Source organism: Helcococcus kunzii ATCC 51366 (assembly GCF_000245755.1).
In the GTDB taxonomy this organism is placed as follows: Bacteria; Bacillota; Clostridia; order Tissierellales; family Peptoniphilaceae; genus Helcococcus; species Helcococcus kunzii.
The window spans coordinates 908,816-924,946 of sequence record NZ_JH601088.1 but is presented as its reverse complement, the minus strand read 5'-3'; the positions used below and the strand labels follow the sequence as shown (position 1 = coordinate 924,946).

Annotated in this window: 17 protein-coding genes; all 17 read left to right on the top strand. The window is 27.7% G+C overall.

Going from position 1 to position 16,131, the window contains the following annotated elements; genetic code table 11:
- Nucleotides 1–9 precede the first annotated feature (9 nt).
- The 17 genes from HMPREF9709_RS04075 to HMPREF9709_RS03995 all read left to right on the top strand — a co-directional run bounded on the left by HMPREF9709_RS04075 (nt 10) and on the right by HMPREF9709_RS03995 (nt 16,130).
- A complete protein-coding gene (locus tag HMPREF9709_RS04075) occupies nt 10–630 on the top strand; it encodes an MBL fold metallo-hydrolase (RefSeq protein WP_005398165.1) in 621 nt (206 codons plus the stop codon).
- 8 nt (nt 631–638) lie between these two features.
- On the top strand, nt 639–2,396 hold the full coding sequence (gene aspS / locus HMPREF9709_RS04070) for an aspartate--tRNA ligase (protein WP_005398164.1): 1,758 nt from the start codon (nt 639–641) through the stop codon (nt 2,394–2,396).
- A 17-nt stretch (nt 2,397–2,413) separates the two neighbouring features.
- On the top strand, nt 2,414–3,637 hold the full coding sequence (locus HMPREF9709_RS04065) for a serine hydroxymethyltransferase (RefSeq protein WP_005398163.1): 1,224 nt from the start codon (nt 2,414–2,416) through the stop codon (nt 3,635–3,637).
- A gap of 9 nt (nt 3,638–3,646) precedes the next feature.
- Complete coding sequence (gene der / locus HMPREF9709_RS04060) at nt 3,647–4,969, top strand: ribosome biogenesis GTPase Der (protein ID WP_005398162.1); 1,323 nt, start codon at nt 3,647–3,649, stop codon at nt 4,967–4,969.
- Complete coding sequence (gene plsY, locus HMPREF9709_RS04055; RefSeq protein ID WP_005398160.1) at nt 4,966–5,559, top strand: glycerol-3-phosphate 1-O-acyltransferase PlsY; 594 nt, start codon at nt 4,966–4,968, stop codon at nt 5,557–5,559. Before der ends, plsY begins: the two co-directional genes overlap by 4 nt.
- A 2-nt stretch (nt 5,560–5,561) precedes the next feature.
- Nucleotides 5,562–6,551 carry an NAD(P)H-dependent glycerol-3-phosphate dehydrogenase gene (locus HMPREF9709_RS04050; protein WP_005398159.1) on the top strand — a complete coding sequence of 330 codons (990 nt, stop codon included), beginning with the start codon at nt 5,562–5,564 and terminating at the stop codon, nt 6,549–6,551.
- Nucleotides 6,552–6,559: 8 nt separating this feature from the next.
- A complete protein-coding gene (locus HMPREF9709_RS04045) occupies nt 6,560–7,696 on the top strand; it encodes a biotin/lipoyl attachment domain-containing protein (RefSeq protein WP_005398158.1) in 1,137 nt (378 codons plus the stop codon).
- 63 nt (nt 7,697–7,759) lie between these two features.
- Complete coding sequence (locus HMPREF9709_RS04040) at nt 7,760–8,296, top strand: cell division protein SepF (protein ID WP_005398157.1); 537 nt, start codon at nt 7,760–7,762, stop codon at nt 8,294–8,296.
- 1,161 nt (nt 8,297–9,457) lie between these two features.
- Complete coding sequence (gene lspA / locus HMPREF9709_RS04035) at nt 9,458–9,913, top strand: signal peptidase II (RefSeq protein ID WP_005398155.1); 456 nt, start codon at nt 9,458–9,460, stop codon at nt 9,911–9,913.
- Nucleotides 9,910–10,575 (top strand): uracil-DNA glycosylase, encoded by a 666-nt coding sequence (locus HMPREF9709_RS04030; RefSeq protein WP_005398153.1) that lies wholly within the window; start codon nt 9,910–9,912, stop codon nt 10,573–10,575. Before lspA ends, HMPREF9709_RS04030 begins: the two co-directional genes overlap by 4 nt.
- Entirely contained in the window at nt 10,559–11,485 is a 927-nt protein-coding gene (locus tag HMPREF9709_RS04025) for an RluA family pseudouridine synthase (protein WP_005398151.1), read from the top strand. The genes HMPREF9709_RS04030 and HMPREF9709_RS04025 overlap by 17 nt, the downstream gene beginning before the upstream one ends.
- Complete coding sequence (locus tag HMPREF9709_RS04020; RefSeq protein ID WP_005398149.1) at nt 11,460–12,929, top strand: ATP-binding protein; 1,470 nt, start codon at nt 11,460–11,462, stop codon at nt 12,927–12,929. Before HMPREF9709_RS04025 ends, HMPREF9709_RS04020 begins: the two co-directional genes overlap by 26 nt.
- Before the next feature lie 71 nt (nt 12,930–13,000).
- Nucleotides 13,001–13,558, top strand: coding sequence for an elongation factor P (gene efp / locus HMPREF9709_RS04015; protein WP_005398146.1), 558 nt, complete (start codon nt 13,001–13,003; stop codon nt 13,556–13,558).
- Between the two features lies 1 nt (nt 13,559).
- Nucleotides 13,560–13,949, top strand: coding sequence for a transcription antitermination factor NusB (gene nusB / locus HMPREF9709_RS04010; RefSeq protein ID WP_005398144.1), 390 nt, complete (start codon nt 13,560–13,562; stop codon nt 13,947–13,949).
- Nucleotides 13,950–15,116 (top strand): exodeoxyribonuclease VII large subunit, encoded by a 1,167-nt coding sequence (gene xseA / locus HMPREF9709_RS04005; protein WP_005398142.1) that lies wholly within the window; start codon nt 13,950–13,952, stop codon nt 15,114–15,116. It begins immediately after the preceding gene.
- The gene (xseB, locus tag HMPREF9709_RS04000) at nt 15,116–15,304 is read left to right on the top strand and encodes an exodeoxyribonuclease VII small subunit (RefSeq protein ID WP_005398140.1); all 189 of its coding nucleotides are present in this window, start codon (nt 15,116–15,118) and stop codon (nt 15,302–15,304) included. Before xseA ends, xseB begins: the two co-directional genes overlap by 1 nt.
- Nucleotides 15,297–16,130 (top strand): polyprenyl synthetase family protein, encoded by an 834-nt coding sequence (locus tag HMPREF9709_RS03995; RefSeq protein WP_005398138.1) that lies wholly within the window; start codon nt 15,297–15,299, stop codon nt 16,128–16,130. Before xseB ends, HMPREF9709_RS03995 begins: the two co-directional genes overlap by 8 nt.
- The last annotated feature ends 1 nt before the right edge of the window (nt 16,131 follow it).

Below are 16,131 nucleotides of genomic sequence, written 5' to 3'. Positions count from 1 at the left end.
AGGGAAGTTATGAAGTATAAAATTTTGAAAGATGGAAATAATCCAGTAAATTGTAATTCTTATTTGATTTACAACGTAGAAACTTTAGATGCATATATCATTGATGCACCGACAAAAACTAAATTATTTATTGATGAAATAAATGAAAAAAATCTTAATCTTAAATATGTTTTACTTACACATGGTCATTGGGATCACATAATGTCATTAGATTTTTGGAGAGAAAACTATGATATTGAAGTAGTGGCTCATAAAGAATGCGAAACATATTTAAATAATCCTAAATATAATCTATCATATAGAGTGATGCCGGAAATATCTACAAATGCGGATATATATCTTGAAGGCGAGTCTGGTGAATTTGATATATTTAAATATATTAGAACTCCAGGTCATAGTTTTGATAGTGTGTCATATATATTAGGCAATGCAGTATTTTGCGGGGATGTGATTTTTTACGAATCAGTTGGCAGAACGGATTTAATAGGTTCGGATCCCGATGATTTGGTTAAATCAATTCGAGAAAAAATTTATAAATTTAATGATAAAACAAATTTATTACCAGGACATGGGCAAAATACTACCGTTGCGCATGAAAAGAAATATAATCCATTTGTACCAGTAAATTAGGAGGAATTATGAAAAGAACAATGTATAATGGTCATCTAAGAGCCCAACATATTGGTGACGAAGTTGAATTATATGGTTGGGTGCAAAAAACTAGAGATTTAGGACCAATTGTTTTTGTTGATTTAAGAGATAAAACAGGTATTTCACAGATAGTTTTCAAAAAAGAAGATAATGAAGAATTATATAATAAAGCAAAAGAATTAAAGATTGAATATGTAATTTCCGTAAAAGGTAAAGTTTTCGAAAGAGAAAGCAAAAATGCAGAAATGTTAACAGGAGATGTGGAAGTAATTGCAAATGAATTAACTATTCTTGATAAAGCAAATACACCTCCAATTTACATTAAAGATAATGATAATGTTTCAGAAGAAATGAGATTAAAATATAGATATTTAGATCTTAGAAAAAATAGCATGCAAAAAATGCTAAAGGATAGAGCTGAAATCATTAAGGCTTTTAGGGATTATTTTTATGATCACGATTTTATTGAAGTTGAAACACCAATCTTAACTAAGCCTACACCAGAAGGTGCAAGAGACTATATTGTACCATCTAGAATTAGTAAAAATAAATTTTATGCTTTACCTCAGTCACCACAACTATTTAAGCAAATGTTAATGGTTGCAGGTACAGATAGATATTATCAAATTGTTAAATGTTTCCGTGATGAAGATTTAAGAGCAAATAGACAACCAGAATTTACTCAAGTTGATTTAGAAATGAGTTTTGTAGACGAAGAAGATGTTATTGCTTTTAATGAAGGATTGATACAATATATCTTTAAAAAAATAAAAAAAATTGATCTTGAAATACCATTTAAGAGAATGAGTTTTGATGAAGCTATGAACAAATATGGTTCAGATAAACCAGATTTAAGATATGGATTTGAAATTAAAGATATCACTGATTTAGAACAATACATTGAATTTGATTTATTCAATAATGTAAAAAATGAAGACAAGAAAATTAAGGCGATTAATTTTAATGGACTTTCAGAAAAATATTCAAGAAAACAAATTGATAAATTAACTAAAGCTGTAAAAGGTTTTGGTGCTAGTGGTTTACTTTGGTTTAGAATGGAAAATGATGAGATAAATTCAAGTATAAATAAATTCTTAAATGAAGAATTTAATGCTAAATTAATTGAAGCATTAGATTTGCAAAATGGAGACTTAGCTTTGGTTATCATTGATAAATCTCCAAAAGTTTTAGAATATATGGGTAATCTAAGAACTATCGTTGCAGATGAACATGTTGAATTTAAGGAAGATGATTTTGCAATAACATGGATAAATGAATTTCCAATGTTTGAATTTGATGAAGAAGAAAATAGATATGTTGCTAAACATCATCCATTCACACATCCTGTTGACGAAGATTTAGATTTGATTGAAACAGAACCTGAAAAAATGAGAGCAAAAGCATACGATATTGTAATAAACGGGGATGAAATCGGTGGTGGTTCTATAAGAATAAACAATTCTGATTTACAAAACAGAATATTTAAAGCTTTGAAATTGACAAAAGAAGATATTGAATTAAAATTTGGATTCTTTGTAGAAGCTCTTAAATACGGGACACCTCCACATGGTGGATTAGCGTATGGATTAGATAGATTCGTTATGACACTATTAAATAAAGACAATATTAAAGATGTAATAGCATTTCCAAAAACACAATCTGCTTCTGATATTTTAACAGAAGCTCCTACAATCGTTAATAATACACAATTGGAAGAATTAAATATAAGTCTAATTAAAAAATAAAAATAATAGGGGTTAAAATGGAAAATATAAAAAAATATGATTCAGATCTTTACGATATAATTAAAAGAGAAGAAAATAGACAAGAAAACAATATTGAGCTAATCGCTTCAGAAAATTTTGTATCTAAACCTATTTTAGAAGCAGCGGGGTCCATTCTTACAAATAAATATGCTGAAGGATATCCAAATAGAAGATATTATGGTGGTTGTCAATTTATAGATGAAGCAGAGCAATTAGCTATTGATAGAGCAAATGCTTTATTTGGATCTGAACATGCAAATGTACAACCACATAGTGGTTCAAGTGCAAATTTAGGTGTTTATTTTGCGTTATTAAGACCAGGAGATAAAGTATTAGGTATGAATTTATCTGAAGGTGGCCATCTTACTCATGGATCTCCAGTAAGTATTTCAGGATCATATTTTAATTTTTCACATTATGGGGTTGATCCTAAAACCGAATTAATAGATTATGACAATGTTTATGAAATTGCTATGAAAGAAAAACCAAAAATTTTACTTGCTGGCGCTAGTGCATATTCTAGAAAAATAGATTTTAAGAAATTTAAGGATATTGCTGATGAAGTAGGGGCAATCTTTATGGTAGATATGGCGCATATTGCTGGTTTAGTAGCTGCTGGATTACATCAAAATCCTGTTGAATATGCAGATATAGTGACAAGTACAAGCCATAAAACTTTAAGGGGACCAAGAGGTGCATTTATCCTAAGTAATAAGAAATATGCAAAGAAAATTGATAAGGCAATTTTCCCTGGTACTCAAGGTGGACCTTTAGAACATATTATTGCAGCTAAAGCAATCGCATTTAAAGAAGCAAGTACTGAAGAATTTAAAAAGTATCAAGAACAAGTGATAAAGAATGCTAAGGTGTTATCAGAAACAATTATTAATAATGGTATTAGAATAGTTTCTGGTGGTACTGATAATCATCTTGTACTTTTAGATGTATCAAGTATTGGATTAACAGGTAAAGACGCTGAACATATGCTTGATGAAGTTAATATAACTGTAAATAAAAATACCATTCCAAATGAAAAACTAAGCCCAATGGTGACATCTGGTATAAGACTTGGTACACCAGCTATGACTACTAGAGGATTAGTTGAGGAAGATATGGAACAAATCGGTAATATGATAAGTGATGTATTACTAAAAAGAAAAGAAAATAGTGAGATTAAAAATTCTGTAAAAGAAATTGTAACAAAATATCCGCTATATTAAGGAGACATTATGGCAAGACCTATTGTTAGTATAATTGGCCGACCAAATGTTGGGAAATCAACATTATTTAATAAATTAGTAGGTAAGAGACTTTCAATTACTGAAGATACACCTGGTGTAACTAGGGATAGATTGTATAGCGAAGTTGAATGGCAAAATAATCATTTTGTTTTGGTTGACACAGGTGGTTTAGAATTAGAATATACTGGTGATTTTAATCGTGAAATTGAAATACAGGCAGATATTGCAATAGAATCATCAGATTTAATTTTATTTTTAGTTGATGGTAGAGAAGGTCTAACAAGTTTAGATGAGCTTATTGCTGAAAAATTAAGAAGATCTGGTCGAAAAGTTGTTGTAGTTGTAAATAAAATAGAATCTAAAGACACTCCATTAGAAATTTATGAATTTTACAATTTAGGTATTGAAGATTTACATGTGATTTCTGCAGAACAAGGTTATGGTCTTGGTGATTTATTGGATGTGATTGTAAAAATGTTTCCAGATGATTCATTAAAAGAAGTGGAAGATGATCGACTTCACATAGCTGTCATTGGTAAACCAAATGTTGGAAAATCTTCATTTGTAAATATGTTAGTAGGTGAGGAAAGAGCAATAGTTTCAGATATTGCTGGTACAACACGTGATTCCATTGACACTGAATTTGAACATAATGGGAAAAAATATACTTTTATTGATACAGCTGGATTAAGAAGACAAAGATCTATTGATTCAAGAGTTGAGAAATACTCTACTATAAGAACTTATAATGCAATTGATAGATCTGATATTGTACTTTTCTTTATTGATGCTAATGAAGGAGTTACTGAACAAGATACCAAGATAATTGGATATGCACATAATGAAAATAAGGCTTCAATAATTGTTGTTAATAAATGGGATTTAATTGAAAAAGATACCAATACAATGAAGGATTTTGAAGCCGAAATAAGAAATAAAATTACATTTACTTTATATGCTCCAATTGCTTTCATTTCAGTTATAAACAAACAAAGAATTGACAAATTGTTTGATTTAATTGAAGAAGTTGATAAAAACTATAGTTTTAGAATTCCAACAGGTACATTGAATACTCTTTTAAGAGATTTAATTTTATTAAATCCACCTAAGTCTAAAAAAGGCAAAACTTTAAAAATTTATTATATGACACAAGTTACAACAAGACCACCTAAATTCTTAATTTATGTAAATGACGAAGAATTAATGCATTTTTCATATCTAAGATATATTGAAAATAAACTGAGAGAAAATTTCAATTTTAGAGGTGTGCCCATTACATTGGAAGTAAGAAATAGGAGATTTGAGGTATGATATATGTAATAGTCTTTTTAATTTCTTATCTTCTGGGTTCAATATCCGGATCTTTATTTGTGAGTAATGTAATATTTAAGCAAGATATTAGAACAATGGGAAGTGGAAATGCTGGCACTACAAATATTTATAGAGCATATGGTATGAAGTATGCAGTGCTATCTTTTGCAATAGATATTGGAAAAGGACTTTTGGCATCATTTATAGGTTATCATCTAAATAATCAATATGGTGCATACATTGCTGGTACAGCGGTTGTTATTGGACATGTTTGGACAATTTTTCATAAATTTAAAGGTGGAAAGGGAATGGCTACATCTATTTCCGTATTTGCTTTTCACGATTATAAGATAGTAATAATGATGGGATTACTTTTTTTGTTTTTTATAAAAACAGTAAAAATAGTTTCACTTGCATCAATTATCTTAACAGTGACAGCATTGATTTATGTAGTTTTATTTCATTCTCACAATACACCATTTATAATTATGACGATAATAAATTCTATAATAGTAATTTACAGTCATAGATCAAATATTAAGAGATTGATTGAGGGGACTGAAAATAAAATTAAAAGAATGGACGGTTAGTTATGGAAATTTCAATTTTGGGTGGTGGTAGCTGGGGAACAGCTATGGCAAAAGAATTATCTAAGAAATATGATGTACTTATGTATGTAAGAAACGAAAAGAGTAGAGATTCAATTAATATGAATCATAGAAATGATAGATATTTAGTGGAGCATTCTTTACCAGAAAATATAAAGGCTTCTTCAGACATTTCAGAAGTATTGAAAAATAAATATGTAATAAATGCCATTCCAACACAAAAGATTAGATCAATGCTAGAAGAAAATAGTAAATTTTTCAACGATAAAAACATTGTAATTAATTTATCAAAAGGTATTGAAAAAACTACCAATAAAAGAATTTCTCAAATTTTTGAAGAATTCTTGCCAAATAACAAATTTGCCACTTTATCAGGACCATCTCATGCAGAGGAAGTTATAGAGGCGGTGCCAACATCAATGGTTGTTTCTAGTATAGATAAAAATATTTCAAAGGAAGTCCAAGACTTAATTATGAGTGACAATATTAGAATCTACACTAATGATGATTTGATTGGCGTTGAATTTGGTGGCGCTGTGAAAAATGTTTTATCATTAGGTATAGGTATTTTAGATGGATTGAAGATAGGTGACAATGCGAAAGCAGCCATTATGACAAGAGGTATACATGAAATGACTAGATTCTGTATCTGTATGGGTGGTAAAAAAAATACCCTGTATGGTCTAACTGGTCTTGGAGATTTGATTGTAACTGCAACTTCTAAGCATAGTAGAAATAGAAATGCAGGAGAATTAATTGGTCAAGGTCATACTATTGATTCTTTAGAAAATGAAATAGGTATGGTAGTTGAAGGTATTTCTACATGTAAAGCTTTATATGAAATAAGTAGTAGAGAGAAAATTTATATGCCAATTACTGAAGTGATATATAAAATTTTATATGAAGATCTTGATATTCCAACAGCAACAAATTATTTAATGTCTAGAAATGGAAAAAATGAATTTGATTTTTAGGGGGCTAAATGAATAAATTAAAAAGAAATAGCCTTTATATCATAATTTTATTTATTGCGATTTTATCTATTGTATTTGCATTTGTATATAAAAAAATAAATAGCAATAACAAGGATAAATCTCTTTATAATATTGGAAATCTTCAAGAAATTAATAAAGACATCAATTCAAGTGGTGTAGCGATATTTGATGAATATGTTTTAGAAAATTTTTCAGGTATTGAGATTCAAACAGACAATAGTAAAGTTTATAGAGCCGATAATGTAATTGAAGGTACAAATAATAATGACGCTACTGAAACTGCTAATGTTTTATTAAATTTATTAAACAATTCTAAGATAGAAGATAATATAAATGATTCAAAATCATTTGATTCTATTAAAAAAAATATTTTTAATGGAAAGATAAATAATCTAAATATAAACTATTTTAATAATGTTAATAAATCATCAGAAGCTTCAAAAAACACAATAAATTACTTAAATAATTATCTAAAAAATAAAGCTGTAAAGGTGGAAAGTTCAGGTTATTTACTTAATTTTTATGATGGCTTTGAATCACTGTTAAATGTAAATAATTTTAATAATATTAATTGGGATTTTCTTGGAAGCAAAATAAATAACAATTCCAGTAAAATACCAGGCTTAAAGTTTGTAGATAGTAGATATTTTTATATCGCAACCTATCTAGACAAACTTTATGATTTAGATAAAAGTAATTTCAATTCAGCATTACTCACTATAAACAATACAAATTATAGAGCGAATCTTTCAAAATTTTCTACCTACAAAAATGGAAACATTGTAATTTTCAAGATGAGTGATGGTATTGAGAAATTCTTGGACAATAGATTTTTTGATATGAATATTAACTTTGGGTTTAGTAAAGGATACAAAATTCCAAAACAGGCTCTAATAAAAATAGATAATGTCTTAGGAGTTTTTTATCTCGACAATAAAGAAATAGTGAGATTTACTCCAGTAAGTCTAATTCAAGAATTTGAAAAAGAGGTCTATATTTCAAATAATATAAATGATATATTTCCAAGTATCATTTCAGAAAGTAAAATAGAATTTGAAACATTAAAACCATTCACTAAAATATTGTTAAATCCACAAAATTATAAAGAAGGAGATAAGTACTAATTTTTATTCGCTAATTTGACCAAAATATTATATAATGAAGAAAAGGAATTTTTAGGAGGAAATATGGCATTCTGGGATAAAGTAAAAGATTTTATAGGAATTGAAGACGACTATATCGAAGAAGACGAATATGGTTATGAAGACGATGACTATGAATTTTCTGATACAGAAAAAATTGATTTTAATGAAAATATTGAAAACGACGAAGAAACAACTTATCAAACTAAAATGGAGGAAAAACCATACAGATCTACAGAAACTAGAACAACTCAAAGACCAAGTTCTACAGAAACAAGAAATGTAAGATCATATGGATCAAATAACAATATGATAGTATCAATAAAAGAACCATTAACTTATGAAGACAGCAAATCAGTAATAGATGACATCCAAGACAAGAAAACTGTAGTATTAAACTTAGAAATGTTAGAAATGGACAAAAAAACGCAAATTTTCTATTTCGTTAGCGGTGGAGTTTATGCATTAAATGGTTCAATACAAAATGTAACAAAAGATATTTATGTTTTGGTTCCAGAAGGCGTTGAAGTTGATAGTAAAATTAAAGATACAATCTCAGAAAAATCATTGTATCAAATATAACTTTTAATTAGGGCCTCGCGCCCTTTTTTTTATGACCTAACTTAGCCTCTCAGCTAATCAAAGATTAGCTGACGGCTAAAGTAGGTCAAACGCATTGCAACACAATGATAATGACTGAACTCATCGCTCATCGATTAGAATAATCGATGAAGATGTGAGTCAGTCAGATACAGCGATACTTGATGAGAAGCGACCTTAGGAGCTTCGAGTCAAAGTTGAGTCGTAAAAGCGACCGAATAGGGAGCTTTGAATTGATGTAGCACGTGAAATGACGTTTATATTGAGCTCTTCGCTAAGTTAGGGCTTCAAAACGCAAAGTTACACTACGATAAAGTGACCCTTAGGTAGCTTAGAGCTGATGTAACGACGTGAAAAACTATAGGGTTAAAGAAAAATATAAAAGAATATGCTCAGGCGATGCGTAGCATCGTCTGAAGACAAAAGGAAGCTAATCTTCGATTAGCTGACCTTTAAAATGTGTCAGTTGTAGCTTTATCATTAATTTTACATGTGTAAACGTAGAATATTTATATTCACATGTAAAAATTAGAAAATTGTGGACTTAAAATATAAAAAAAATGAAAATTACATGTGTAAATAAGGAAATTGGAAATACACATGTATAGAATTTTTTCAAATTACATGTGTAAATTGGAAAATCTAAAATAGACATGTAATTTCAGGAATTTCCTGATTAAAACACAAAACGTAAAAAAATCAGGAACGAAAAAGTGGCAAATTTCCTGATTAAAACGCAAAACGTAAAAAAATCAGGAACGAAAAAGCGATAAATTTCCTGATTAAATCGTAAAACTAGAAATAATCAGGAAAAACGGATAAAAACTTTTCCTGATTAAATCACATAACGGCAAATAATCAGGAAAGAATTTCCTGATTAAATCAAGAATCTCAAAATAATCAGGAAATAGCATCAAAAAACTTTCCTGACTAAATTGAAAAATCGTAAAATAATCAGGAAAACACACAAAACCCACTATAAATCTTTCCTGATTAAACGGCGAAACACGAAATAATCAGGAAAACCACTATAAATTATGCTAATTGACCTATAAATTAATCATAATAACCCAAAATTAAGTTTCTATTTAATTTCACAAATTAAGACACTAAAATGAAAAATAACACTTCAAAGGAAAATATATGTATATAATAATTTTTACAATAGCGGTAGCGCTAGATCAAATTACAAAACTTTTAGCAATTAAGTATCTTAAGCATGCTCCAACAATAAAATTGATTGATAATTGGCTACATTTAACATATTTAGAAAATTCTGGTGCAGCGTGGGGGATATTTCAAAGTGCAACTTTGTTCTTTTCTGTCATCACAATTATCATTTGTTTTGCGATTTGTTGGTATTTGTTAAAAAATAGTAACAATATTGACATGTTAATTAAGCTCCCACTTGTTATGATAATGGCAGGGGCAGTTGGAAATTTAATTGACAGATTAAGACTTGGTTATGTAGTTGATTTTATTTTTACTCCACTTGGAGGATTGTACAATTTTCCAGTGTTTAATTTTGCAGATATATTTGTTTCTGTTTCTGCTATTTTCTTAGCAGTATATTTATTTTTTAATGAAGAGGCGTTATGATAGGGAATGAATGGGATATTGTATTAAAAGATATATTTGATTCAGAAGAATTTAATATTTTTATGAATAATATTTATATGGATTATGAGAATTTTGATGTATATCCTAAGAGAGAGGACATTTTCAAAGCTTTTGAATTAACTGATTACTCTGATGTAAAGATTGTTATTTTAGGACAGGATCCTTATCATCAAAGAGGACAGGCGAATGGATTAGCTTTTTCAGTTAATAAAGGTGTCAAGATGCCACCTTCTTTAAGAAATATATTTAAGGAAATAAAAGAAGATTTAGGAATAGTTAATACTAATACGGATCTAACAAATTGGGCTAATCAAGGTATTTTATTATTGAATACTGTATTGACTGTTAAAGATTCTAAACCTAAATCATATGCAAACACATATTGGAACAAATTTACAGATAAAGTAATATCAAGAGTTTCTAAAAAAGGTAATATTATTTTCCTTTTATGGGGTAATGATGCAATAAATAAAAGTCGTTTGATATGTGAAAATAATTATATTTTGACTTCTACTCATCCATCTCCTTTATCAGCTTATAGAGGATTTTTAGGATGTAGACATTTTTCAAAGGCGAATAATATTTTAGTGGATTTAAATAAAGATATTATAGACTGGAGCACCAATGAAAATAACAATTGATGAACAAATAAATCAAAGAATAGATCAATTTTTATCTGATTATTATGAAGATATTTCTAGGTCTAAATTATCATCATTAATTAAAAATGGTGATGTATTAGTAAATGATAAAAAAGTTAAGCCTAGTTATATTGTAAATAATAACGATGAAATAAGTATTGATTTGAGTGCTTTGGATATTAAACCTATATTAGCCGAAAATTTGCCTATAGAAATAGTTTACCAAGATGACGATATTGCAATTATAAATAAGCCTATTGATATCATTTCACATCCTACTGAAAAAATTAGATCTAATACAGTGGTGAATTTTTTATTGAGTAAATTTGAAAATTTGCCAACATTAAATGGAGAAGATAGGGCTGGTATAGTGCATCGACTTGATAAAGATACTTCAGGACTTATGATTGTAGCTTTAAATGAAGAATCAATGAAACAATTAAAAAAAATGTTTCAAAATAGAAATATCATAAAAAAATATAGAGCGATTGTAAATAATAGATTCTCTGAAAATGAAGGCGTGATTGAAAAAAATATTTCTAGAAACATGTCAAACAGAAAACTTATGGCTATTTCCGAAGACGGAAAGTATGCTAAGACAGCTTATAAAGTATTAAAACAGACGAGCGAATATGCTTATTTAGATATTGATTTATTTACTGGTAGGACTCATCAGATTAGAGTTCATATGAAAAGTATTAATCATCCTATCCTTGGCGATGCAGACTATAATAATATTAAATCAAAATATAATATTTCAGCACAGTTATTACAAGCATATCGCTTAGAATTTGATCATCCAATAACCAAAAAACATATGAAGGTTGAAATTCCAATGTACCCTGAATTTAAGAAATACTATAATATTATTTTTGAGGTGCAAGATGAATCAAGAAATACTAACTTATAATTTTAATAATTTTGATGAAAAATTAGTAAGAATATCAACAATTAACACAAAAGGGATGATTAGATTTACAATAAGTGGTCTAATCTCCAAATCAATTTTAGAATCAAAAGAGAGGATAATTTCATCTTTTAGATATAATAAATTAAAATTCCCATATGGTAGAGTAATAACAAATTTGTATCCTGCAAATTTCAAAAAAGAAGGTACGCATTATGATTTACCTATTGCAATGTCGATATTGATAAATCAGGGAATCATTGAAAATCCTAAGGTTCATGATTATCTTTTTTGCGGAGAAATGGATCTGAAAGGTAATTTACTAGAAGTTCACAATCCTATTCGAATAATTGAATTTTGTAAAAGAAACAATATTAAAAATATTATTTTACCATATGGAAATTATCTATACATCAATAACTTTTCAGATATAAACATTTTTATGGCAAAATCTATCAGAGATGTTATTGAACATTTTAACTTTAATAAAAATCTACAATATCAAGATAATACAAAATATTTGGCGCAAGAAACCACGTATGATATCAATGATATAATGTCGCAACAATCACTTATTAGAGCTCTGATAATCGCAATTGCAGGTAATCATAGCTTATTAATTAGAGGTCCAATAGGATCTGGTAAAACAATTTCAATTAAATCAATAAAGTCTTTATTCTCTATTTTGGAAAAGAGAGAATCACTTATTTTATCAGATATCTATTCTAGATATAATAAAAACAATACCTATTTATATTATCCGCAAATTATATATCCTAAGAATGACATTAAAATAAAAGAACTGTTTGGTAATGACACACAACTTGGAAAAATTTCTTTATCAAATTTTGGAATAATTGTATTTGATGAATTTAATACTTTTAATAAAACTATAATGGATAAATTATTGATATACTTGGATATGGGGGAAGTATATAAGTCTAATAAGAGAAAATATATACAATATCCAATTAATTCAACTTTTATTGCCACAATGAATCCTTGCCCTTGTGGTAATTATGGAACATCATCAAAATGCAATTGTACAGCAGGACAAATTGCAAGACATAATAGTAAGATAAGTAATGCATTATTGGACAGAATTCAAATGAAAATTTCAATTGAAAAAACAAAATATGAAAACACAACCAATTTTTATAATATAGAGGGTATTAGAAAAAAGATACATGATGCGATAAAAGTACAAAAAGAAAGATATAATGATAGCGAAATTAGGAATGGAAATCTCGAGAGTAATCTAATTGATAGATATATTGAAATTGACGACAAATGCAGTGAAATGCTAATAAAATTAACTGAAAAATATAATTTATCTATGAGATGTTTTCAAAATATTATTAGAATTTCACGAACAATAAGTGACATTGAAGGTGAACAAAAAATTGGTATAAATCATATATATGAAGCATTAAAATATAATGTATAATAGTTTATTTGTATTTATTTTGTAACATTTATGTGGTATAATCAAGTGTAATTATATTAATGGAGGTATTTATGATAGCAGCAAATGATTTAAGAAAAGGTGTTACTATCGAATATGATAATGGAATGTATGAAGTCTTGGATTTTCAACATGTAAAACCAGGAAAGGGACCAGCATTCATCAGAACTAAAATTAGAAACATTCTAAATGGTTCTTCAAAAGATGTAACAATAAATCCTAATGATAAATTTAATCAAATTATTATAGAAACTAGAGAAATGCAATATCTATATAATGATGGTGATTTATTCTATTTCATGGATCCTGAAACATACGAACAATTACCAATGGAAAGAGAAATTTTTGAAGAAGCTTCACAATTCGTAAAAGAAAATGAAAATGCATTTATTAAATTCTATAGTGGTAAACCATTTTCAATTGAAGCACCAAACTTTGTAGAACTTGAAGTAATTGAAACAGAACCAGGATTCAAAGGTGATACTGCACAAGCAGCTACAAAACCAGCAACAGTAGAAACAGGATATAAACTAAACGTTCCATTATTTGTAGAAATTGGAACGATTTTGAGGATTGATACTAGAACTGGCGAATATTTGTCAAGGGTATAAAATGAATCGTAAAAAAGAAAGAATTTGTATTACACAATTACTTTATCAACACGAATTTAATAAAATTGAAAAAGATAATTTAGAGCAAGTTCTTGCAGAACATAAATTAGAAAATAGTGAATTTGCGAGAAGTTCAATTATTTCTATTCTTCAAAATATTGATAAAATTGATAATATAATAAAATCAAAATTAAATAATAGAAAATTAGAAACAATGTTACCTATAGAAAAAGCTATTTTACGAGTTTCTATTAATGAATTTCTTATTCAAAAATCTGTTCCAGTGAGTGTATCAATAAATGAAGCAGTTGAAAACACTAAGAAATTTTCTAATGAGGATTCATATAAGTTTATAAACGGTATCTTATCTGCAATAGAGAAGGATAATTAAATGAGAAAACCAATTACAGTTAAACAATTAGGAAGTTATATTAAAAACATTACATTAACAGATCCATTTTTAAGAAATATATATGTAGTTGGTGAAATTGTAAACTTGAGTAAAAGAAATTATGTATATTTCTCTCTAAAAGAAGAAGATGAAACAATTTCATGCATTTTGTTTGATAGTGAGTTTCCTTTTTCTGAAGGTGAGAAAGTTGTAATTGAGGGATCAGTAAATGTCTATTTACGAGATAGTAAATACCAAATAAGGGTAAAAACTATTAGAGCGGTTGGAATTGGCGAAGAATTATTGAAATTAAATAAATTAAAAGAAAAATTAAATTCCAAAGGATATTTCGATATCAGTAATAAAAAAGAAATTCCAAAACAGGCAAGTAAAATTGGACTAATTACTGGGGATAATTCAGCAGCGTATCATGATTTCATTAAAGTATTAAACGATAACAATTATCAATGTGAAATATTTTTATATCATAGTTTGGTACAAGGTGAAAATGCACCATTAGAAATATCTAATGGTATAGACTATTTAGATAATTTAGATATAGATTTAATTGTTTTAACGAGAGGTGGTGGCTCAAAAGAGGATTTAGCCGTTTTTAATAATGAACAAATCGCAGATTCGATTTTTAACGCAAGGACACCAATAATATCTGCAGTAGGTCATGAAATTGATTTTACAATTTCAGATTTAGTGAGTGACTTAAGATTATCAACTCCTACAAAAGCTGCAGAATATATTGTAAACGAATATAGAAATAAATTAAATATCTTATTAAATTATAATGAGAAAATTCATTATACCTTTAATAATAAAATAATTAATTTACAAAGCGAGCTAAACAATACAAATTTATTAATAAAATTAAACAGTCCTTTACATAGGCTAAATGACTTGATTTCAAGAGTCGAAACTACAAAAAATAGTATCGAAATGAGTATTAATGAAATAATATTTACCATTTTGGAAAAAATAAAACAATTTAAACTTGAAATTAATAAAAAATCTAATAATATAATAAATAGTAGGCATATTTTTATTAAAGATTATGAAAATAATATTTTAGAGTTAAATCAATTGGAAATTGATAAAAAATATATATTATATAATGATAATATTTCTTATAAAATAAAAGTAGAGGAAAAATTATAATGGAAGATAAATTTGAAGATTTATTTGGACAATATAAAGATATATCAAAAAAACTTGAAAATAAAGACATTACTTTAGATGAAGCATTGAAGTTGTACGAAGAAAGTGATGTAATATATTCAAAACTAAACGAACAAATTGAAAATGCTAAAATAAAGATAAATAATATAAGAGATAAACATGTTTGATTTATATAATGATAAAAAAAATGACTTTGATAAAATTATAAATAATTATTTTGATAAACTCGACGATTTCAATGAGATATTAAATTATTCTATTGAGATTGGAAAAAGAGTAAGGCCTATAATTTTGCTAGAAACATTTAGTATGGTAAGTGACGACACAGACGCAAATATTGACATAGCAGAAAAATTTGCTATAGCTCTGGAGTTTATCCATAACTATTCATTAATTCATGATGATTTACCATCTATGGATAATGATAAGTATAGGAGAGGGAGAGAAACTATCCATTATAAATACGGAGAAGATTATGCTATACTTGCTGGCGATGCACTATTAAATTACGCTTTTGAATTGATTTTCAGCGTACTGGAAAAAAATCCTAGTGTAAATTTAATCAAAGCAGGGAAGTATCTAGCTAATGCTTCAGGTTTAGATGGGATGATAAGAGGGCAAGTGAGTGATATAAAGGATCAAATAAAAAATTCTGATTCTTTAATTGAGATGTACAAAAACAAAACTTGCAGATTGTTAATGGCGGCCACTACTATCCCAGGATATATTGCAAATCTTCCACAAGAAGAAATCAATGATCTTGAGAAGTTAGGCTTTTACATTGGGATGGCTTTTCAAATACAAGATGATATCTTGGATTATGAACAAGACAAAAAAATTTCTAAGGCAACATATATAAGTTACTTCGGAAAAGAAAAAGCATATCAAGACATGTTGGAATATTCAAATAACGCACTTAGTATTATTGAACGTTATAAAAAAAGTAAATTTTTAAATAAATTAATCAAAGAATTAATTTATCGCAAGCATTAGG